This is a genomic window from Bifidobacterium sp. W8114, from assembly GCF_016101165.1.
GTDB lineage: Bacteria > Actinomycetota > Actinomycetes > Actinomycetales > Bifidobacteriaceae > Bombiscardovia > Bombiscardovia asteroides.
In genome coordinates this window covers 77,874-98,495 of record NZ_JACFRA010000003.1, presented here as the reverse complement: position 1 = coordinate 98,495, position 20,622 = coordinate 77,874, and the positions used below count along the sequence as shown (strand labels likewise).

Annotated in this window: 17 protein-coding genes; 8 read left to right on the top strand and 9 right to left on the bottom strand. The window is 62.5% G+C overall.

The window, feature by feature from the left end; genetic code table 11:
• The first annotated feature begins 196 nt into the window (after positions 1–196).
• The 3 genes from zwf to pgl all read left to right on the top strand — a co-directional run bounded on the left by zwf (position 197) and on the right by pgl (position 3,554).
• Positions 197–1,678 carry a glucose-6-phosphate dehydrogenase gene (gene zwf / locus H3T89_RS05055; RefSeq protein WP_232347162.1) on the top strand — a complete coding sequence of 494 codons (1,482 nt, stop codon included), beginning with the start codon at positions 197–199 and terminating at the stop codon, positions 1,676–1,678.
• The gene (locus H3T89_RS05050; RefSeq protein ID WP_198216400.1) at positions 1,675–2,682 is read left to right on the top strand and encodes a glucose-6-phosphate dehydrogenase assembly protein OpcA; all 1,008 of its coding nucleotides are present in this window, start codon (positions 1,675–1,677) and stop codon (positions 2,680–2,682) included. The genes zwf and H3T89_RS05050 overlap by 4 nt, the downstream gene beginning before the upstream one ends.
• 80 nt (positions 2,683–2,762) lie before the next feature.
• Entirely contained in the window at positions 2,763–3,554 is a 792-nt protein-coding gene (pgl, locus tag H3T89_RS05045; protein ID WP_198216399.1) for a 6-phosphogluconolactonase, read from the top strand.
• A gap of 29 nt (positions 3,555–3,583) precedes the next feature.
• Here the strand turns inward: pgl and H3T89_RS08970 are convergent, their stop codons facing one another.
• Positions 3,584–4,360: a FadR/GntR family transcriptional regulator gene (locus tag H3T89_RS08970; RefSeq protein ID WP_198203591.1), complete on the bottom strand. Its 777-nt coding sequence runs from the start codon at positions 4,358–4,360 to the stop codon at positions 3,584–3,586.
• Between the two features lie 231 nt (positions 4,361–4,591).
• Between H3T89_RS08970 and H3T89_RS05035 the strand changes: the two genes are divergently transcribed.
• The 3 genes from H3T89_RS05035 to gnd all read left to right on the top strand — a co-directional run bounded on the left by H3T89_RS05035 (position 4,592) and on the right by gnd (position 7,716).
• Positions 4,592–6,037, top strand: a complete 1,446-nt coding sequence (locus H3T89_RS05035) for a GntP family permease (RefSeq protein ID WP_198203590.1) — start codon at positions 4,592–4,594, stop codon at positions 6,035–6,037.
• A gap of 36 nt (positions 6,038–6,073) precedes the next feature.
• Positions 6,074–6,751, top strand: a complete 678-nt coding sequence (locus tag H3T89_RS05030; RefSeq protein ID WP_232348474.1) for a gluconokinase — start codon at positions 6,074–6,076, stop codon at positions 6,749–6,751.
• A gap of 86 nt (positions 6,752–6,837) precedes the next feature.
• On the top strand, positions 6,838–7,716 hold the full coding sequence (gene gnd / locus H3T89_RS05025) for a phosphogluconate dehydrogenase (NAD(+)-dependent, decarboxylating) (protein ID WP_198216398.1): 879 nt from the start codon (positions 6,838–6,840) through the stop codon (positions 7,714–7,716).
• Here the strand turns inward: gnd and H3T89_RS05020 are convergent.
• The 4 genes from H3T89_RS05020 to H3T89_RS05005 all read right to left on the bottom strand — a co-directional run bounded on the left by H3T89_RS05020 (position 7,706) and on the right by H3T89_RS05005 (position 11,766).
• Positions 7,706–8,635, bottom strand: a complete 930-nt coding sequence (locus H3T89_RS05020) for a family 43 glycosylhydrolase (protein ID WP_015021255.1) — start codon at positions 8,633–8,635, stop codon at positions 7,706–7,708. The two genes, gnd and H3T89_RS05020, sit on opposite strands and share 11 nt — an antisense overlap.
• An 83-nt stretch (positions 8,636–8,718) precedes the next feature.
• Entirely contained in the window at positions 8,719–9,576 is an 858-nt protein-coding gene (locus H3T89_RS05015) for a carbohydrate ABC transporter permease (protein WP_198203587.1), read from the bottom strand.
• Entirely contained in the window at positions 9,573–10,502 is a 930-nt protein-coding gene (locus H3T89_RS05010) for a carbohydrate ABC transporter permease (RefSeq protein ID WP_015021253.1), read from the bottom strand. Before H3T89_RS05010 ends, H3T89_RS05015 begins: the two co-directional genes overlap by 4 nt.
• 13 nt (positions 10,503–10,515) lie before the next feature.
• Positions 10,516–11,766 carry an ABC transporter substrate-binding protein gene (locus tag H3T89_RS05005; protein ID WP_015021252.1) on the bottom strand — a complete coding sequence of 417 codons (1,251 nt, stop codon included), beginning with the start codon at positions 11,764–11,766 and terminating at the stop codon, positions 10,516–10,518.
• A 184-nt stretch (positions 11,767–11,950) separates the two neighbouring features.
• Between H3T89_RS05005 and H3T89_RS05000 the strand changes: the two genes are divergently transcribed.
• Complete coding sequence (locus H3T89_RS05000) at positions 11,951–12,985, top strand: LacI family DNA-binding transcriptional regulator (RefSeq protein ID WP_198216397.1); 1,035 nt, start codon at positions 11,951–11,953, stop codon at positions 12,983–12,985.
• A 69-nt stretch (positions 12,986–13,054) separates the two neighbouring features.
• On the opposite strand, the gene gndA is transcribed toward H3T89_RS05000, so the two are convergent.
• From gndA to H3T89_RS04985, 3 genes are all read right to left on the bottom strand, one after another.
• Entirely contained in the window at positions 13,055–14,521 is a 1,467-nt protein-coding gene (gndA, locus tag H3T89_RS04995; protein ID WP_198216396.1) for an NADP-dependent phosphogluconate dehydrogenase, read from the bottom strand.
• A gap of 112 nt (positions 14,522–14,633) precedes the next feature.
• Entirely contained in the window at positions 14,634–16,955 is a 2,322-nt protein-coding gene (locus H3T89_RS04990) for a KUP/HAK/KT family potassium transporter (RefSeq protein WP_198203583.1), read from the bottom strand.
• Between the two features lie 174 nt (positions 16,956–17,129).
• A complete protein-coding gene (locus H3T89_RS04985; RefSeq protein WP_198216395.1) occupies positions 17,130–18,086 on the bottom strand; it encodes a TatD family hydrolase in 957 nt (318 codons plus the stop codon).
• A gap of 204 nt (positions 18,087–18,290) precedes the next feature.
• On the opposite strand from H3T89_RS04985, the gene H3T89_RS04980 reads away from it, so the two are divergent.
• Complete coding sequence (locus tag H3T89_RS04980) at positions 18,291–19,349, top strand: glycoside hydrolase family 43 protein (RefSeq protein WP_232348473.1); 1,059 nt, start codon at positions 18,291–18,293, stop codon at positions 19,347–19,349.
• A gap of 509 nt (positions 19,350–19,858) precedes the next feature.
• Here H3T89_RS04980 and H3T89_RS04975 read toward each other — a convergent pair.
• The gene (locus H3T89_RS04975; protein ID WP_198216393.1) at positions 19,859–20,590 is read right to left on the bottom strand and encodes a hypothetical protein; all 732 of its coding nucleotides are present in this window, start codon (positions 20,588–20,590) and stop codon (positions 19,859–19,861) included.
• Between the last annotated feature and the right edge of the window lie 32 nt (positions 20,591–20,622).

The window sequence follows — 20,622 nt, the reverse complement described above, 5'->3', positions numbered from 1 at the left end:
CTTATGCACACTTCAGCGGATATTCAGCCCTGCCCTTCTACTGCCGACAGTAGACTGGGAGCCACGGTATTTCACGAGGAGCACTATGGACACTTCACCACTTGCGCGCTCCGCCGACCAGCCCACTCCCCCCGACGAGGGCGGCGGCCGACAGGCGCCTTGGCACAATCCCCTGCTGGACCCGCGCGATCTGCGCATGCCGCGCATCGCAGGACCCAGCTCACTGGTCATTTTCGGCGTCACCGGCGATTTGGCCAAGAAAAAGCTATTGCCGGCCGTCTATGACCTGGCCAACAGGGGGCTGTTGCCGGCCAGCTTCGGACTGATCGGCTTCGGACGGCGCGACTGGAGCGACCAACAGTTCGTCGCCTTTGCGGAGGAGAACGTCCGCGCCCACTGCCGCACCCCCTTCAACGAGTCCACCTGGCGACATCTGAGCCAGGGCATGCGCTTCGTCAAGGGCAGCTTCGACGATGCCGAGGCCTTCCGCAACCTGTCGGCCACCGTCTCGGAGCTGGACCGGGTCCGGGGCACACGTGGCAACCATGCCTTCTACATGTCGGTGCCGCCCAAGGCCTTCCCCCAGGTGGCCCGTCAGCTGGCCGAGTCGGGGCTCTCCCACTCCACCCAGGGGGCCTGGCGCCGCGTCATCATCGAGAAGCCCTTCGGCCACGACCTGGCCTCGGCCAAGGAGCTGGACCGGGTGGTCTCCGAGGTCTTCGAGCCGGATTCGGTCTTCCGCATCGACCACTACCTGGGCAAGGAGACCGTGCAGAACATCCTGGCCCTGCGCTTTGCCAACATGATGTTCGAGCCGGTCTGGAACTCCAACTACGTCTCCCACGTGCAGATCACCATGGCCGAGGACATGGGCATCGGCGGCAGGGCCGGCTACTACGACGGAATCGGAGCAGCCCGGGATGTGATCCAGAACCACCTCCTCCAGCTGATGGCCCTGACAGCCATGGAGGAGCCGGTCTCCTTCTCGGCGTCGGATCTGACGGCCGAAAAAACCAAGATTCTTTCCGCTGTCCATCTTCCCAAGGATCTGGCGGCCCACACCGCCCGAGGCCAGTACACGGCCGGATGGCAGGGCTCCCAGCACGTGGTCGGCTACTTGGACGAGGACGGGATCGATCCCTCCTCCACCACCGAAACCTATGCGGCCATCAGACTGGATGTAGACACCCGACGCTGGGCCGGCGTCCCCTTCTACCTGCGCACAGGCAAGCGCCTGGGCAAGCGGGTCAGCGAGATCGCCATCGTCTTCAAGCGTGCCCCCCACCTGCCCTTCGAGGCCACGGCCACCCGGGAACTGGGCGCCAACGCCGTGGTTATCCGCGTACAGCCCGATGAAGGCGTGACCCTGCGTTTCGGGGCCAAGACCCCTGGCTCGGCCATGGAGGTTCGCGACGTCAACATGGACTTCTCCTACGGGCGTTCCTTCACCGAGGCCTCCCCGGAGGCCTACGAGCGGCTGATCCTGGACGTGCTCCTGGGAGACCCGCCCCTCTTCCCCACCACCGAGGAGGTCAATCTGTCCTGGAAGATCCTGGACCCGATCGAGGAGTTCTGGGCCGGACAGGGCCAGCCCCAGCCCTACCGCGCCGGCACATGGGGTCCGCGGGAGGCAGATCTGATGCTGGCCCGCGACGGATACCACTGGAGGATGCCATGATCGTCAGACTGAACAACACCACTACCTCCGCCATCGCCCGGGAGATTGACGAGCTCCACGTGGAGCGGGGAGAGGCCGCCCAGGGAAGAGTGCTGACCCTGGTCATCGTCACCGAGCAGGCCCATCTGGAGACGGCCCTGGAAACCGTGAACGCAGCAAGCCGTGAACACCCCTGCCGGGTCATCGCCATGGTGACCGACGCCGAAGACCATCAGGCCGAGCAGGAAGCGGACCAGAGGTTCGCTGCAGCGCAGTCCTCTGAAGATTGCGTCTCCTACAAGAACACCGACCATAACGGCGAGCGCACACTGGATGCCGAAATCCGCTTCGGTTCGGATGCCGGCGCCGGCGAGGTGGTGGTCCTGCGACCAGTGGGGGCTTTGCTGGACCATTCCGATGCTCTGGTCATCCCCCTCCTGGTGCCTGATGCCCCTCTGGTGGTTTGGTGGCCAACCAATCCGCCCCTGGATCCCTCGCAGGATTCCATCGGGACCATGGCCGCAAGCAGAATCACCGATGCCATGGAAGCCGACGATCGCCAGGCTGCCTTCGCTGGACTGCTGGCCCATTCGCGCGATCAGGACGTGGACCTGTCCTGGACCAGGATCACCATCTGGCGGGCACAGCTGACATCCATGGTGCAGCAGCCGCCCCATCTGCCCATCCGTTCGGTCAGGGTGACCGGCCAGGCCCACTACCTGCCATTGGAGCTTTTGGCCTCCTGGCTGGCACTGAAACTTAAGGTGCCGGTCACCGTTGAGCGTGACCCGCAGGCCCGGGCCGTCACCGGTGTCTACTTCGAACGTCCTGACGGAGTCATGAGTATGGAGCGCCACAATGACGATCAGGCCCGAATCAACCAGCCTGACCAAGCCCCACAGACCATCTCCATGCCCCTGCGCACCGCTGTGGACTGCATGAGCGAGGAACTGGGTCGTTTGGACCCTGATGAGGTCTATCAGGAGGTCATCCACACCGGCTGGGGAATGGTCGACCACCAGTAGACCCAGGCGGCAACCCAATTCATATGCAAACGCAGGGGTGTAGGCTGAGGCAAGCATCACCTGCATGCGAGGAGGATCAGATGACCGAGCGTCGTATCGTTACCTATGCCACAACCAAGCTGCTCAATCAGGCCACCGCAGCCCGCATCCTGCTGGAGCTGGGAGACCTCCTGGCCCGTCAGGATCGGGCAGACCTGGCGCTGACCGGTGGGCGTGACGCAGCGGATGTCTATGCCCTGATGGGTGCTGATCCCCTGAGCCGGAGTGTGGATTGGAGCCGGGTCCACCTCTGGTGGAGCGATGAGCGGTTCGTGGGCCTGGAAGACCCGGACCGCAACGACGAACAGGCACGGCGGGCCTGGTATGGCTCGCTGATCAACCAGGGGCTGCTGCCGCAGGCCAACGTGCATTCCATGCCCGTGGACACTCGCAGCCCAGCTCAGGTTGAAGCCGCCGACCAGGAGGAGAACGAACGGGCTCTGACCCAGGCAGCAGCCACGTATCAGCAGGAAATCATCGACCAACTGGGCCCTGAGGGCCGGATGGATCTGGCCGTCTTCGGTGTAGGCCCCGACGGCCACTATGCCTCCCTCTTCCCCGACCGCCCCGAGGTCAGGCTGCAGGACGACGATCTGCTGGTGACGGGTGTCAGCAACTCCCCCAAGCTGCCCCCGCTCAGGGTCACCATGACCACGCCATTCATCCACCGGACCCCCAAGGTCTGGCTGTTCACCTCAACTGCCGAGAAGGCTTCGGCCGTCGCTGCCGCCCTGGGAACCACAGACAATCCCCATGTCCCCTCCTCTTATGCCAGGGGCACCCGAGAGACCCTCTGGCTCCTGGACGCTGATGCCGCCTCGAAACTGAACTGAGCCTTCTGCACCAAGAGCCTCCACGGATCTCAGGACTCGGAAGATTCCTTACCCGCAGCACGGACGGAATCTTCGGAGTCCTTTCTTGTCATTTGCTCGACAGCCCGATCGGATTCGTCGACGATCCACTCCATGGCATGCCGTGCCCCCTCTGCATCGCCCCGACGTATCAGCGCAGCCACGTCGCCGTGCAGCCGCAGAGCCTTCTCATCGGCCTTTCTGGGCATAAGCTCATGCCGGGTCCGCCCGGACAGCACTGAGGCAATCACATCGCCCAGCGCCGCGAACATAGCGTTGCCCGATGCCTCAAGCAGGGTTCGATGGAAGGTTTCGTCAGCCCGAAGATAGTCCGGCCCGTCGGCCCGGTCAGCGTTGGCCACCATATCAATAGCGGCCCGCGTCAGCTTCGCCCATTGATCCTGATCAGCATGGCCGGCCGCCAGCTGGGCAGCCATGGGCTCCACGCATGCCCTGAGCTCGGACAGCTCATGCAGGGCCCGCCCCCGGTCGGGTCCGCGCAGCCTCCACTCGATCACCTGTGGATCATAAATATTCCAATGTTGACAAGGATTGACTGTGGCACCGACCTTGCGCTTGACAGTGACCAGACCCATGGCCTCAAGAACACTGGTAACCTCCCGAGTCACTGTGCGCGAAGGCCTCTGGCTATCCAGATCCGGGGAGGGCAGCCTGTCGCCCGGTGCGATAGTGCCATCGACGATGGCCGCCCCCCACTGGTCCAGCAGCCGGTCATGCAGGGTGCCTTCTGTAGCCGTTTCGTCATCAGGCTTACTCGCGCTTTCCACGGATTCCACTCTAGCAATCGGTCCCGTATTCAGAGCGATCAGACGATTCAGCAAACAAGTAGAGGCTCAACCCTGCTTTCAGCATGCCATCTTCCAATCCGTCCCAGATTCGTGTAGGATATTGTTTGTTAAGGCATACTTAATATCACTCTGTTGATATTAAGTAATGCAAAAAAAGAGCCGGAAAGCTGATAATGCCGAATGGTTCGCACCCTCAGAGAAGAGGTAGCCATGCTTTTAGCGTCGCAGCCGACAGCCGACGGGTACCTAACCCTGGCGGCGAGTCAGGCCGTTTCCCTGAACACCACCCAATTGGGCATCAGCTTGGTGCTCAGCCTGGTGGTGCTCATTTTCCTGGTCACTGTCGTCAAACTCCATCCCTTTGTCTCCCTGCTGGGTGCCGCCCTGGTGGTCGGCATCGGTTCCGGCTACGGTCCCGTGGCCACCCTGGCCAGCTTCACTGGCGAGTTCGGCTCCACCATGGGCTCGGTGGGCATTCTGATCGGCCTGGGAGCAATGATCGGCAAGGTCCTCATGGACACTGGAGCCACTGACCAGGTGGTCAACACCCTGGTCGCCAAGTCCAAGCCCGCAACCATCCCCTGGATCATGGCCCTGATCGGCGCCCTGATCGGCCTGCCCATGTTCTTCGAGGTTGGCCTGGTCATTCTGGTCCCGGTCATCATTCTGGTGGCCCGCCGCACCAAGCTTCCCCTGATGCGTGTGGCCATCCCCACCCTGGCAGGCCTGTCCATCATGCACGCCTGTGTGCCTCCTCACCCTGGTCCCCTGGCCGCCCTGAGCCAGTTCAAGCAGACCGGCAACGTAGGCCTGACCATGATGTTCGGCATCCCCTTCGCCCTGATCACCCTGGTCGTCGTGGGCCCGGCCTTCTCCCGACTGGCCTCCCGCTGGGTACCCATCGAAGCCCCGGCTGACTTCGTGGCCAAGAGCGAACAGGCGGGCAAGGAAGAGACCCGTCTGCCATCCTTCGGCCTCTCGGTCTGCTGCATCCTACTGCCAGCAGTCCTCATGCTGCTGACCTCCATCTTCGAGATTGCCATTCCCGGGTTCATGGACCGCACGGACGGCCTGGCACAGACCATCAACTTCATCGGCAACCCGGTCATGGCCCTGGCCATAGCGCTGATTGTCTCCATGCTGGTCCTCAAGGCAGCCTCGGGCATCTCCTGGAAGACCGTCAATGACTCCCTGGGAGCCTCGCTTCCCGCCGTGGCAGGCATCCTGCTGATTGTGGGCGCAGGCGGCGGCTTCAAGGGCGTTCTGGTCTCCACCGGCATCGGCAAAATCATCGGTACCTTTGTAGAGAACTCCAACATCTCCATTTTCCTTCTGGGTTGGGTCATCGCCGTCTTCGTGCGCATCGCCACAGGCTCGGCCACCGTCTCCATCCTGACCACGGCCGGCATCCTCAGCAATGCCATGACCATGATGCATGCAGGCTCCATGGCCACTACCCTCCTGGTCATCGTCATCGGCGCTGGGTCCATCTTCCTCTCCCACCTCAATGACGCGGGCTTCTGGCTGATCAAGGAGTACTTCGGCCTGAGTGTCGGCGAGACCCTGAAGACCTGGTCGGTTCTTGAATGCCTGCTGTCGGTAGTGGTCCTGGTTCTGGTCATGGTCGCCAGCATCTTTGTGCCCATCACTGCCTGAGCGTCATTGTCAAATCACTTTTCAGAAAGGTTACACATGGTCGACACAACGTTGAAGAACTCCGACGCGCTGAGCGCAGAAGAACACCCTGAGCCGCAGGTGCCCTCAGCAGTGGACAACACGGTTCCCCCGGACTACTTCCAAGGCCGCACCCCCATTCTGGTCATCATGGGGGTCGCCGGCTGCGGCAAGACCACCATGAACGAGCACCTGGGCAACAAGCTGGGTTGGGACATGGCCGAGGCCGACGATTTCCACCCGCAGGCCAACATCGACAAGATGGCTCGCGGCATCCCCCTGAACGACGAGGACCGATGGCCCTGGCTGGACAGTATCCATGATTGGATCGAGGACCACATGCGGCGAGGAGTGCCCGGAATGGTCACTTGTTCGGCCCTGAAGCGGATCTATCGTGAACGATTGCGGATGCCGGGGGTAGTCTTCATTCACCTGAGCGGGGACTACGACTCCATCATGGAACGGCTCTCCAAGCGGAAGGGCCACTTCATGAAGCCGCAGATGCTCCGCTCCCAGTTCGATGACCTGGAACCCCTGGGACCGGACGAAGTCCACCTGACCATCGACGTGGGTCTGCGCATGTCTCCTGAGATCGAGGCCGAAGAGGTCATCGACACCCTGGGCCTTCAGAGCTACGTCAAGGCGCACACCGCCCAGGTTCAGGCCGAGCGTGCCCGGCAGGCAGCCCGCCAGTAGCACCGACGATTCGGCCCGACCGCAGCCGAGAACCAACCGCCGCGGTCAACTTCACACTGTTGCAGTCAAGGAGAGGAACTGACACTATGAAGATTGGCATGATTGGCCTGGGACGCATGGGCAAGAACATGGCAGACCGCCTACGTACCGGCGGCCACCAGGTGATCGGCTACGACATCGCTCCGAACTCGGGCAGGGATGTCGGCAGCCTTGGGGCCCTGATCCAGGCGCTGGAGCCCCCCAGGGTGATCTGGGTCATGGTCCCGGCCGGCAAGCCCATCGAGTCCACACTTGATCAGCTGGGCGAGCTGATGGAACGTGGCGACCTGGTCGTGGATGGCGGCAACACCCGCTTCACCCAGGACCAGGAGCACGCCCAAGCCCTGTCCGCCAAGGGTATAGGCCTGGTGGACGTGGGCACCTCCAACGGCATCTGGGGCAAGGAGAAGGGGTACGCCCTGATGGTCGGCGGATCTGACCAGGACGTGGCCCGGATCCAGCCCATTCTTGACACCCTGAAGCCCGAGGGCGACTACGGCCTGGTCCACGCTGGAGGAACCGGCGCGGGCCACTATGCCAAGATGATCCACAACGGCATCGAGTACGGGATGATGCAGGCCCTGGCCGAGGGGTATGCGGTCCTGGAGGCCTCCGACCTGATCAGGGAGCCAGGCGAAGTGGTGGAGTCCTGGCGCAAGGGCTCGGTCATCCAGTCCTGGCTGCTGGACCTGCTGGCCCAGGCCCTGAAGGAGGATCCGCACCTGAGCGGGATCGCCGGCGAGGCCGATGAGACCGGTGAGACCAAGTGGATGATTGCGGACGCCCTGGAGCTGGGGGTGCCCACACCGGCCATCACCTCGGCCCTCTACGCCCGTCAGTCCTCCAAGATTGAGGATCCCATGACCATGAAGGTGGTCTCCGCTCTGCGCAGCGCCTTCGGCGGCCACCCCATCGTCAGGGAGTGACCTGGTCCCGGGCCGGGTACCAGTAGGATCCCACCTGCGGACGGACCTGGACCATGGCACCGTCATCAGCGAAATCCAAGGGGGCAAAGACGATTTCGCGATGACAGCCGTCGCCCTGGCCGTCCCTGGCGAACCTGTGGTAGGCCACGATCCAATCATCCCGGCCCGGCACACGGGTGATGCAGTGGTGCCCCGTGGCTAGAATCCCCTTGTCATAATCAGCCTTGACCAGGATCTGGGGTGCGGTCCAGGGCCCATCCAGCGATGGCGCGTTGGACCAGCGGATCCGGTAGTTCGGATCCCTGGTGTCGTTCTCCGACCAGGAAGCATAGTAGGTGTCTCCCCGTCGGCAAACAGTGATGGCTTCGCGGAAATTGTCGGGTACGGCGGAGCGCACCGAGCCATCTTCCAGGCACATGCCGTCCGAGCTCAGCCGCGCCATGTAGGCACGGCCATTGCCCCAGAGCAGGTAGGGTATATCGTCGTCATCCACAAAGACCGAGGGATCAATGGGCACGCAGTCATAGTCCCCTCGGGCGATGAATGGCTCCTGGGCCACCCGGAAGGGGCCGGTTGGGCCGGGAGCGACAGCTTGGCCGATTTGCCCGTCTGCCACAAAATACAGGATGCAGCGCCCCTGGCGCACCAGCAGACAGGGAGCCCAGGCACCTTGCCTCCCATGCCACCAGGGGACCTGGTCCAGGTCCAAGATCTTTCGGCGAGTCCAGTGGCACAGATCTCCGGATTCATAGACGTAGAAGGCGTGCGAGGACCAACCAGCTAGACCGTCCTCGGTACAATAGAGGTACCAGCGGTCCCCGATCATGACCAGATCCGGGTCCGCGCAGTAGCGATGCAAAGGGTTGCTCGCCAATCCCGTCCCCTTCGATCCTTGATGTGCGCTTGCGAATTCCTCCATGGACTATGACTCCGATCCTTCATGAGTGCGGCGGCCGGAACCTCCGACCGCCGCCATTGACTACGACCTTTCGACTGGGCGCCTTACCCCTTGACCGCTCCGGCAACCAGCCCGGAAACGATCCACTTCTGGCAGAAGATGAAGAAGATGAAGACCGGAATCAGGGCCAGGACCGTAATGGTCATGAAGCTGGGCCAATCAGTCGTGAACTGGCCGACTGCGTTGTAGACCTGCAGGACGATGGTGCGCAGGTTGGAGCTGCTGATGAAAACGTTGGCCGTCATGAAGTCGTTCCAGGTCGACATGGTCTGGAAGACCACCACCGTAGTCAGGATGGGCCTGATCAGTGGCAGCACGATGCTCCAGAAGATCCTCAAGGGGCCGGCACCGTCGATCCTGGCGGCCTCGATGAGCTCGAAGGGCAGGGACTGCATGTAGCCCACGATCAGGAAGTAGCAGAAGACCGCCCCGCCCAGGTACATGACGATCAGACCCAGGAGCGTGTTGACAAGCCCCACGCTGGACTCCATCCGGTAGAGGGGAATCAGGGTGGACTGGGCGGGAATGACGAAGGCAATCATGAGGATCACCCCGATGACCGAGGTGAAGATCGACTTGCGCAGGATCATCCCGTAGGCAGCCAAAGCTCCGATCAGCACCTGGAAGAGGACACCGAAAAAGGTGACGATCAGGGTGTTGACCAGGCTGCGGACGATGGGCACCGTGGCGAAGGCCCGCGTGTAGTTGCGCAACGTCCACTGCTTGGGCAGGCCCAGGGGATTGGTGGCCATGTCGGGGACGGTCTTGAAGGTGTTGATCAGGATGTACCAGAGGGGCACAGCGCAGATCAGGGCGATGATCAGCACCACCACGCTTCTGACCACCGAACGCCGCCGCTCCCGCTGGCTCAGTGTCAGAGTCGAGCTCTTGCTGCTGCTCATTGGAACCTCCTCGAAATCAGGCTGGCGGCACCCATCTGAGCGAAGACCACGAGGGCCGTAGCCAAGGTGAACAAAACCGCCAGGGCCGAGCCCAACCCGTACTGGGACTGGCCGATGCCCTGCTGGATGATGGACTGGGTCACCGTATAGGTGGAGTACCCGGGGCCGCCCTTGGTCATGGTGTAGGGCAGATCGTAAACCTTGAGGCCACCTGACATGAGGAGGAAACTTGAGGTGACGATGCCCGGAATCAGCTGGGGCAGGGTGATGTGGACGAACTGCTGGCGGCTGCTGGCCCCGTCCACTGTGGCCTGCTCATAGAGGTCTCCGGGAATGGACTGCAGGAAAGCCAGGTAGAGGGTGGCATGCCAGCCGATCTGTGCCCAGACGGCGATGAAGATGACGCAGCACCGGGCCAGGGTCGAGTTGGACAGCCAGGGCACCGGCCCCAGGCCGAAGACGCCCAGGATGGTGTTGATGACACCTGACTTCATAGGCGAAAAAATGTACTTCCAGACCATGCCCATGATTGCCAACGATGGCACGCTGAAGAAGAAGAACAGTGAGCGTGCGAAGTTGCGGCCCCAGAACTTCCGGTTCAGGGTGACGGCCAAGGGGATGGCGAAGATGGTCACCAGGACCGTCTGGGCCACAGCGTACAGAATGGTGAACACCAGACCCTGCATGGTCGAGGAATCGGTGAACACGCTGTGATAGTTCTTCCAGCCCACATAGTGCATGTTCAGGCTGTAGCCGTTGAAGTCGGTCACCGAGTAGATGATGGTCTGCACCAGCGGCACCGCGAAGAGGATGACGAAGACGGCCAGGATGGGCAGGAGGAACCAGAAAGAGGTCAGATCCTGCCGCAGGCCGACCATGCGCCGCCGATGGGCGTTGGCACGCTCTGCCGCAGATTGGGAAGCCATGATCCAGCCCTTCCTACTTGACCGAGGCCATTTTGTCGTCGATGGCCTTGGCCCACTGATCCAGATTGATGGACCCCTGCACCAGCTGCTGGGTCTCGGACTGGCGCACGGTTGTCAGCACATCCGGCTTGGCATAGAAGTTCATGAGCAGGAAGTAGTGGCCTGGCTGCACGTTGGCCCGGTAGACCTGCTCGTACTCGGGCTTGACCTTGGCCTTGAACCCCTGGACGGTGATGGCATCCCCGTTGTCGGCCGAACGCTGCAGGGCCCAGTGACTGTCCATGAAGGTCAGGAACTTCCGGGCCGCTTTGAGCTTGTCGCCCTTGAGGTGGGAGTAGATGGCGTAGGCGGGCGATGGCGATCCCTGGGCGTAGTTGACCATGCCCTTCTCCAAGAGCGGCATGGGGGCCATACCATACTTGAGCCCGGACTGGCCGATGGATGGCAGATCCCAGGGGCCGGTGCAGATCATGGCCACCTGGCCGTTGATGAACTGGGTCTTCATGTCGTCGCCGCTGATGCCGACCGTGTCCCGTGTGACCAGGCCCTGGTCGTAAAGCTTCATCCAGGCCGCAGCCGCCTCGCGCTGGTCGCTGCCGGGCTTTTGAGGGCGGCGGTCAATCAGGCTGGTCACGTCGACCTTGTCCCTGTCGAACTGCGAGCCCATGAAGGCGTCGGGAATCCTGCTGGGGCCATCGGCGATGGTCTCCAGGAAGGGCGTGACCCCGGCGGCCTTGAGCTTCTTGCACAGCTGCAGGAACCCGTCCCAGGTCTCCGGTACCTCCTTGGCGCCAGCCTTGGCCAGCAGGTCCTTGTTGTAGACGATGCCGGAGGCCCAGGAGGACACGGACATACCGTAGACCTTGCCCTCATGACTGACGAAGTCCTTGTTGGCCTGGGAGATGTTGCGCATGAAGGGCTCGTTGGTCAGGTCCCGCACGTAGCCGTTCTTGATCAGGTCGGCCTTGTTCTCGGAGGTGATGATGAACACATCCGGGGCCTGGTTGCCGACCAGTCGGGTCTGCAGGGTCTGGATGTACTCGGGGGTCGGCGGCGAGTAGCTGAAGTCCACCTTGATCCCCGGGTTCTGTTGCTCGAATTGGTCGATGTATGGCCTCATGACCTGTTCGTTGTTCCATGACAGGAAGGTCAGCGTGGTCTTGGACCCGTCAGCGCCACCAGCCCCGCAGGCACCCATGGCCGACACCAACACGCCGACCCCCAACGCCGCAGCTATGCCCTTCCATGCTCGCTTCAGCTTCATGACTCCTCCTTGCAATCAATCCTCTGAACATCCGTCCGGGCTGTTCAACGTCGAGACCCGGGAATTGACACGATTCAACTGCTGTCACAATATGGTATAGCACGTTGGTTGAATCGTGTCAATTATATGCCGACAAGACCCCTGTGTGCCTAAGATGATGGCTGAACCCCGTGAAAGGTGCGAGATGGTGACGATGAGCGATGTGGCCAAGGAGGCGCAGGTCTCTCGGGCCACTGCCTCCTATGCCCTTCGAGGCGATAGACGCATAGCGGATGACACCAGGCGCAGGGTCCTGCTTGCCGCCCACAAGCTCCGCTACTCGGCCAACCTGTCGGCCAGAAGCCTGCGCTCAGGCAAGAGCGGCATCATCGGTGTGGCCATCTTCGAACTAGACAAGCCTTACCCCGCGCAGATGAGCGCGGCCATCTCCCGGCAGATCAATGCCCACGGCATGCAGGCCATCATCCAGCAGACCTCCAACTCCAAACAGGACGAGGTCTCCATCCTCCGGCATGTGACCAGCCAGCTCTGCGACGGCACCATCTTCAGCCCAGGCAGCATCACCAATGAAGAGATGCAGGAGCTGGCCGATGGCAAGCCTCTGGTCCTGCTGGACGACCCCTCAGCCGAGCCGGTCTTCGACTCGGTCATGACGGCCGGATTCGAGGGAGCCGCCATGGCCGTGCAGCACCTGCTGGACTGTGGATGCCGACGAATAGGCGTGGTGGGTGCCGACATGGCGGCCAGCACCAATCCGGTCCAACTGCACTCGGTCCGTGGCCGTAGGGTGGCAGGCTGCCTGAAGACCCTGAAGGCCGCCGGAATCGAGGCCCAACCTAAGGACTTCCTGTCCCTGGACCGCTGGGACGGGGAAATGGCCCGCGACCTGGGCCATCATCTGGCCGACACGTCCGACCTGCCCTTTGACGGCATCTTCTGCATGACCGACTCCCTGGCCCTGGGCCTGATCCGAGGACTGCACGAATGCGGAGTGGAGGTTCCCCGGAACCTGGCCGTTGTGGGATTCGACGGCATCCAGGAGGGAGAGTCCTATATACCTTCGCTGACCACCATCAGCACCGACAAGGAGGACCTGGCCCGCAAGGCGGTGGATGCCCTCCTGGCTCGTCTGCAGGGCGAGGACGATAATCGTCCTCCCACTCGGACGACTGCCGCATGCCGGCTGGTGGTCCGGGAATCCACAGCCAGGATCCGCTGACAGGATGACAAAAGGGTCCGCGCAGCCGTTTCAGCGGCTGTGCGGACCCTTGCGGTTCCGGCGAGAAGCTCAGTCCTGCTTGATCTCGGACTTGTCCTCGGCCCAGAGGGTGTGGAAGACACCCGGCTGATCCACGCGCCCATAGGTGTGGGCGCCGAAGAGGTCACGCTGCCCCTGGATCAGGGCGGCGGGGAGCCGATCGGAACGCAGTCCGTCGTAGTAGGACAGGGAGCTGGCGAAGACGGGGATGGGGATGCCGGCCTGGGTGGCGCTGGCCACGACACGCCGCCATGAATCCTGGGCCTGCTCGACCGCCTGCTTGAAGAAGGGGTCGAAGAGCAGGGAGCCCGGTTCACGGCCAGAGGCGTAGGCATCAGAGATCCGGTTCAGGAACTTGGCCCGGATGATGCAGCCGCCGCGCCAGATGCGGGCGATGGCGCCCATGTCCAGCTTCCAGCCATAGACCCGGGCTCCCTCCTGCATCTCGTTGAATCCCTGGGCGTAGGCCACGATCTTGGAAGCATAGAGGGCCTGGCGAATGTCCTCGATGAAGGACTTGCGGGCCTCGGGGTCGGCAGCCAGATCGGCCATGACGGCCTTGGGCTGCGGACCCTTCAGTCCCTCCTGTGCAGCCTGGCTGCGCAGCTCAGACGAAGAGGAAAGTCCCCGGGCGAAGACGGCCTCACCAATGCCGGTCACGGGCACGGCAAGATCCAGTGCGGTCTGCACAGTCCAGGTACCGGTGCCCTTCATGCCGGCCTGATCGGTGACGATGTCGATGAAGGGCTTGCCGGTGGCGGCATCGGTGTGATGGAGTACCTCGGCGGTGATCTGCACCAGGTAGGAGTTCAGATCCCCCTTGTTCCACTCCTCGAAGACCTGGGCGATGGCCTCGGGTTCCATGCCCAGACCGCGACGCATCAGGTCATAGGACTCGGCGATCACCTGCATATCGGAGTACTCGATGCCGTTATGGACCATCTTGACGAAGTGACCCGCACCGTCTGTGCCGATGTGGGTGACGCAGGGTTCGCCGTCGACCTTGGCGGCGATGGACTCCAGGATGGGTCCCAGGGTCTTCCAGGACTCATCGGTTCCACCGGGCATCATGGAGGGCCCCAGGAGTGCGCCCTGCTCGCCGCCGGAGACACCGCAGCCAACAAAGTGCAATCCACGGGCGCGGATGGCCTTCTCCCGGCGGATGGTGTCCTTGAAGTAGGCATTGCCGGCGTCGACGATGATGTCCCCCGGCTCCATCAGGTCGGCCAGGTCGTTGATCATCTGGTCGGTGGGATCACCGGCCTTGACCATGATGATGGCGGTGCGGGGTTTGGTCAACGAGGCCACGAACTCCTGCAACGTCTTGGCCGGGACAAACCGCCCCTCCTGGCCATGATCATTGATCAGGGTCTCGGTGCGCGAATAGTGACGGTTGTAAACCGCTACGGTATTGCCGTGCCGTGCCAGGTTCCTGGACAGGCTGGCGCCCATGGCGGCCAGACCCACGACTCCGATATTGGCTTGAGCTTGTGTCATCACATCACCTTTCGACGGTAGCCCGGAAAGGCCGGGCACCAGGTTCCATGCCGTCAATTCTATGGCCCGGACCCGATTTGGGCCAGGATCCATAGGGTGAGATTCCACTCACTCAGTCCTTGTGATGCTTGCCGCCCTTGATTTTGCGGGAAGGCAGAACCACTCGCGTCAGCTTGGGAACCGCCCTGGTGGAAACGAACAGGGGCTGCACCTCCACGATGGGGTTGTAGGGAGCCAGACCGAACCACTTGATCGGCGAGCCCGCCACCTTGCGGATGGCGTACTTGACCTTCAGCGAGAAGGCACCGCGGGAATCGATCTTCGACTCGGGCATCAGGGCCTTGTGGACCAGCACGTAGGTGACTGTGCCGATCTGCGGATCCTCGTCCACCTTGGGGTAGATGGATGGCTGCTTGGGCAGTTCGCCGCTGTCGATCAGCTCATGCATGATCTGGTGCAGGTAGGTGGCCACATTCTGGTCAACCTTGAAGCCCAGCCTCATGCGCACACGGAAGAGGTAGTTGGTGCCGAAATTCTCCACCGAATACTTGCGGGTGTAGGGAGCATCCGTGGTCTGGACCGAGACCGCCCACCAGGCGCGAGCACGTTTGGGCCGGTTGGCGAAGATGGAGAAGAAGATATCGGTGTCCAGCCGCCGCATCTCCGCGTCCGAGGTCAGATAGACCAGATTGTCCGCGTAATAGGGGACACGGAAGTCGTTGTGGAGCATCTCCAGGGCGGGCAGACACTCCTTTGCCGTCATATGCCGACGCTGTGAGCGCTCCACCTTGGTGCCCACATCCCAGGTGTACATGATGTAGAGGATGGCCGCGGTCAGCAGCATGGTGAACCAGCCGCCGTGCATGAACTTTGCCATGGAGGCCATGAAGAAGAGGATCTGGATGGCCAGGAAGACAGCAGCGAAGAGCAGGGAGAGCGCCCGCTTGCCGTCGTGCCAGATATAGTCGGCCAGCAGAACGGTGGTGGTGATCATGGTCACCGTCAGGGCCAATCCGTAGGCGGCAGAAATGTGCTCGGAATCCTTGAAGATGGCCAGCACCGTCAGCGTGGCCGCGCACAGGACCCAGTTGATGGTTGGGATATAGAGCTGGCCACGGGTCCGCGCCGGGTAGCGCACCTGCAGGTGCGGCATCCAGTTGAGGCCGGTGGCCTCCGAGACCATGGTGAATGCACCCGTTATCAGGGCCTGCGAGGCGATGACGCCGGCCGTCACCGACAGGAGGACAGCCACGTAACGCACGGTGGTGGGCATCATCTGGAAGAAGGGGTTGAGCCCGTCCACACCCTGCAGGGCCTTATTGTCGCTGTTGCGCAGGATCCAGGCCCCCTGGCCGAAGTAGTTGAAGACCAGGGCGACGTTGATAAAGGGCCATGTGGCATAGATGTTGCCCCGACCCACGTGACCCATGTCGGAATAGAGAGCCTCGGCTCCCGTGGTGGACAGGAAGACCGTGCCCATGATGGTCAGACCCACCGGGTTCTGCGGGCTGAAGAGGAAGCGAATCCCGTAGACCGGATTCAGGGCCTCGAAGATGGACCAGTCGTTGCCTATGCAGTAGATGCCGATCAAGGCCAGGAATGCGAACCAGACCATGACCACGCTTCCGAAGACCTTACCGATCCGCTCCGTTCCGCGCGACTGGACCGCAAACAGAATCAGGATGATCACTAAGGTGATGACCATGGTCAGGTTTCCGTTTTCGCGGAAGATCGGAGTCAGGACGGGGATGGTCTTCAGGCCTTCGACTGCCGAGGATATGGAGACCGCCGGAGTCAGCACCGAGTCAGCCAGGAAGGCTGCGCCACCGACCATGGCAGGGATGGCCAGCCATTTGCCGTAGTGCCGGACCAGGGTATACAGGGCGAAGATGCCACCCTCGCCCTTGTTGTCGATGCGCATGGCCACCAGAACGTATTTGACCGTGGTGATCAGCGTGATGGACCAGAAGACCAGGGAGAGCATACCCAGCACTGCAGCCCTGTCCACACGGGCCATGCCGCCCTGCCCGGCCACGAAGGCCTGCATGGTGTACAGGGGCGAGGTGCCGATGTCGCCGTAGACCACACCCAGGGCCACGATGCACATGCCCAGGCTGATCCTGTCAGGCGAGGACTGCACCCGTCGCCACCAGCGGCCCAGAGGGCCCTTTGGCGGGGTGCGGCGACGCTGGGCCGCACGCTGGGCCTCGCGCCGGACCCGCTTGAGCTCGTTCTCCTCCTCGCGCGTGCGGGATTTGGCCGAGATCTTTGGGGCCTTGGTAAAGCTCTCCGGGGGAAGTATCGACTCCTTCGTCAGCCGACCCTTACGGGAGGCCGCCGTCGGCTTCGCCGCTTTTTCGCTGGATAACCGGGGTGGTTCGTCAGCGCCCCTGCCATCATCCTGAGCCGCCAACTCATGCCGCTCATCCGCCATAGAGCCCTCCATCGGCCAATGCCTTCACTCATCTACTTCCGGGTGCCGTATGTTGCTGTTCGCGCACACGTGCGACGACAACCGTAGCACTCTCCCCCCACACTCGGCAGGGGCGATTCAGACCGCGACACACCATTAGCTTAATACCGCCTGGCAGCGTCCGTCGGACATCCCTCACAAGCCATAAACCCGGCACGTGGTGGCCGCCGTCGCTTTGGCCACTTGGGCCAGGGGGCAACCCAAGGCATCGGCCATGGCTCGGAGGGTATAAGGAATCATGTATGGGGAGTTGGTGCGTCCCCGGTAGGGCATAGGACTCAGGTAGGGTGCATCGGTCTCCACCATGATGTGGTCCATGCCGACCACGGACAGGGCCTGGCGGATTCCCTCGTTGCCCTTGTAGGAGACCGTCCCGGAAAAACTCAGATACCAACCGTGCTCGGCGGCCACCTGGGCCATCTGCGCATCACCTGAATAGGAGTGGAAGATCGTGCGCTCGGGAGCGCCATCCTCCAGCAGGGTCTCAATGACCTGCCGGTGGGCGTCGCGGTCGTGGATCTGCATGGGCAGATCCAGTTCCTTGGCCAGGGCGATGTGGTCCCGGAAGGCCTGCCGCTGGATCTCTTCAGCCCCCTGACCGGTTCGGAAGAGGTCCATGCCCGTCTCCCCGATGGCCACCACCTGGTCGGGATATGCGCGAGCCAGGCGGGTGACCTCCTCAAGCGCCTGCTCGAAGGGGACCTCATGCCAGGGCTGATATTTCAGTGGCAGTCCGTCCGGTCCCGGCACCCCTCGATGACCATGCAGAACGGCCTCATTGGGATGAATGGCCAGAGCTGCGTGAACCACCCCGGGATGGGCCAGGGCCAGGTCCACAGCCGTCTGCAGGTTAGGCAGCTCGCAGCCCACGTCGATGGTCCCGACCACGCCCACGGCCCCAGCCCTTTCCAGCTGCTGGTCGACCGTGCGGACGGGGACCGGATCCTGCCCGCGCTCCCTGGCCTGCCGGTCCATCTCCTGGGCGAAAGGAACAACAGAGGCCATGTGGGTGTGATCGTCGATGACTCCAATGCCTTCGGGCAGGGGCTCCGGGTCGGGAGCCCAGCTGCGGTCGCGATGATGCCTGCTCATGGTCCACAGTCTAGAGTCCCGTGCGACCCAAACCACGACCCGCCCGGGTGGGTGGCGCCGACAAAGGGAACGCCGGCAGCTAAAATCACCCATGGCGGCCCTCGAACGGCAGGAACGGAAGAGCGAAGAAGCATCCGCCGTCCGTCCGCCAGTCCCCCGCCGCCGCGGTACCGTTGTCGCAAGCAGGAAAGGTGGATTATGTCTATGGATTGGCAGCCCTCGTTCGAAGCTACCAGCGCCTACCTCTTCGTCCACTTCACCGGCCATGAACAGGCCGAGACGGACGAGCAGCTCTACTTCGCCCTCAGCCGCGACGGCCTGCACTGGCATGACCTGCGGGCCCAGGGAGACCCGGTGCTGACCTGGAGCGAAGGCGAGGGCGGCGTACGCGACCCCTATGTCGTCCGTGGACCAGACGGCCTCTTCCACATCATCGCCACCGACCTATCCGTCTACCACAGGGGCGGCTGGCAGGAGGGCAGGGCCACCGTAAACGGATCCACCGGCCTGGTCATCTGGGATTCGCCTGACCTGGCCCACTGGGGTAGACCCCGCCTGGTTGATGTGGCCTCGGCCATTCCCAAGGCCGGCATGGCCTGGGCGCCGGAGGCCTGTTGGGATGCCGACAGGAAGCGATGGATAGTCTTCTGGGCCACGGCTGCCGCCGACAGCACCGAGGACCCGGCCGCGGCCGACCTGGTCAACGAGCTGGGCGACGGCATCAACATGTATTACGCCACCAGCGCTGACCTGATCACCTTCTCACGTCCAGTCAAGTGGATCGACCGCAGCAACGGAATCATCGACACAACCATGCTCAAGGCGCCCGACGGCTGGTGGTACCGGGCCTCCAAGGATGACCAGATCACCCTGGAACGCACCCGTAACCCCTATGCGGTAACCCATGAGCTGGTGCGTACGGACGACGACCAGGCCTGGTCCTACCTATCCAATCTGACCGACATCTTCGGCCAAGGACGCTACTCCTCGCGTTATCTGGAGGGACCCGAGCTCTTCCTCTACAACGATACGGATGCCGCCGTACCCGACGGTCGGACCATGCCCTTCGGCCTGATCTGCGACCAGTTCGCCGAGGGCCGGGGCTACCTGCCCTTCCGCTCTGCGGATTTGTCATCCCGACGGCAGCAGGACTGGACCTTGGTCAACGACATGAACTTCGGCCGGCTGACCAAGCGCCACGGCTCCATTATGCCCATCACCGAGAGCGAGTATCGGATTTTGAAGCGGACTCTGACCCGCTGACTCGCTTCTTTGCAGGTTCGTGCATATACAGCTCCATACCAGTCAGCCTTGCCCACATGAGGGTAAAGGCAATCCTCCTCCCCATCTATATGCCTCCGCATGTCATGGAGTCCGATGTCCGGCAGCGCAGCACCCGGTGTCTGTCCACAATCCGCTCCGGAGAGGTCATTCCTCCCGGCGCCCCCACTGGCAGGGCACAGCCCAGGTCACGCCAGTGGACGAAGCCTCGGTGGCGTAGCAGCAGATTCACCCGAATTGGCTGCCTGCGGAGACGGGATTGAACCGGAGCCCACTCCCTCCCCACCCTGACCATCGTGGCCTTGGATTTCACTTTTCGCTGAGATGGTGCGGATGGCCATCTTCATGATGCTGGATCATGTCCGTCAGCAGGAAAGACAGGAAGATTCGGGCCGAACCCCTCGCGCAGTGATCGTGGGCTACCACCTGCTAGGGCGGGAATCCGCCCTGGGAATTCATACCACAAACACGCTTCAAAGGGATCCGGGAACTCAGTCGAAATCCATATAGTCAACGAAGGCCCGGACGTAGGTTATGGTGTCGGCTACCTTGCTCAGCCCTAGGATGGCATGATCGGGCAGACCAGGCACCTGCCGCCAGCGCGATGAGCGGGAGAGATCCAGACCCATGGCATGGGACGGATTCGATACCTGTCGGCCTTTGGAATCCACCAGAACACCCTGGCCAGCCAACCGACGCAGGTCGTCGCCCTTCAATCCTTGCGAGGGCTTGGCCACCAGCCCGCGCTTGCACAGAGTCGGAAAGATGCCCACGGGGGCGATCACCATGTTGATCTGGCCTGCGCTGACCCGGGTCAGGGCCTTGGCCGAATCGTCGTAGCCTTGGCCGTTCAGCGTCATGGTCGCCTCCATGTCCACCAGCCGACCATCCTTGATTCCCCGATCGCGCATGAATCCCTGTTTGAGACGGTCGAACCCCTCCTCATGGGCGCTCATATTGAAGCCTTGCACTGAAATAAGCGGGTCCGGCGGCCTGGTCAGTCTGGTGACGACCAGGCTGACCACAAGGGCCAGCACCAGAACAGCGGCGAGAATACCAGGAAGGAAGTGCTGGGCGAAGTAGGGCCAACGCTTATCCGGCGGCAATTGCCTGAGGATGGTCCATTTGGACTGTCCGGCGTGGGGATCCGCCGATGCCAGAACCCCTAGGGCATCCTCCTGCTCGGAGCTCAGCCCATATTGATCGTCCTGACGCTCATCCATACCTGACCTCCCCGTCCGCGACGTTCACCAGC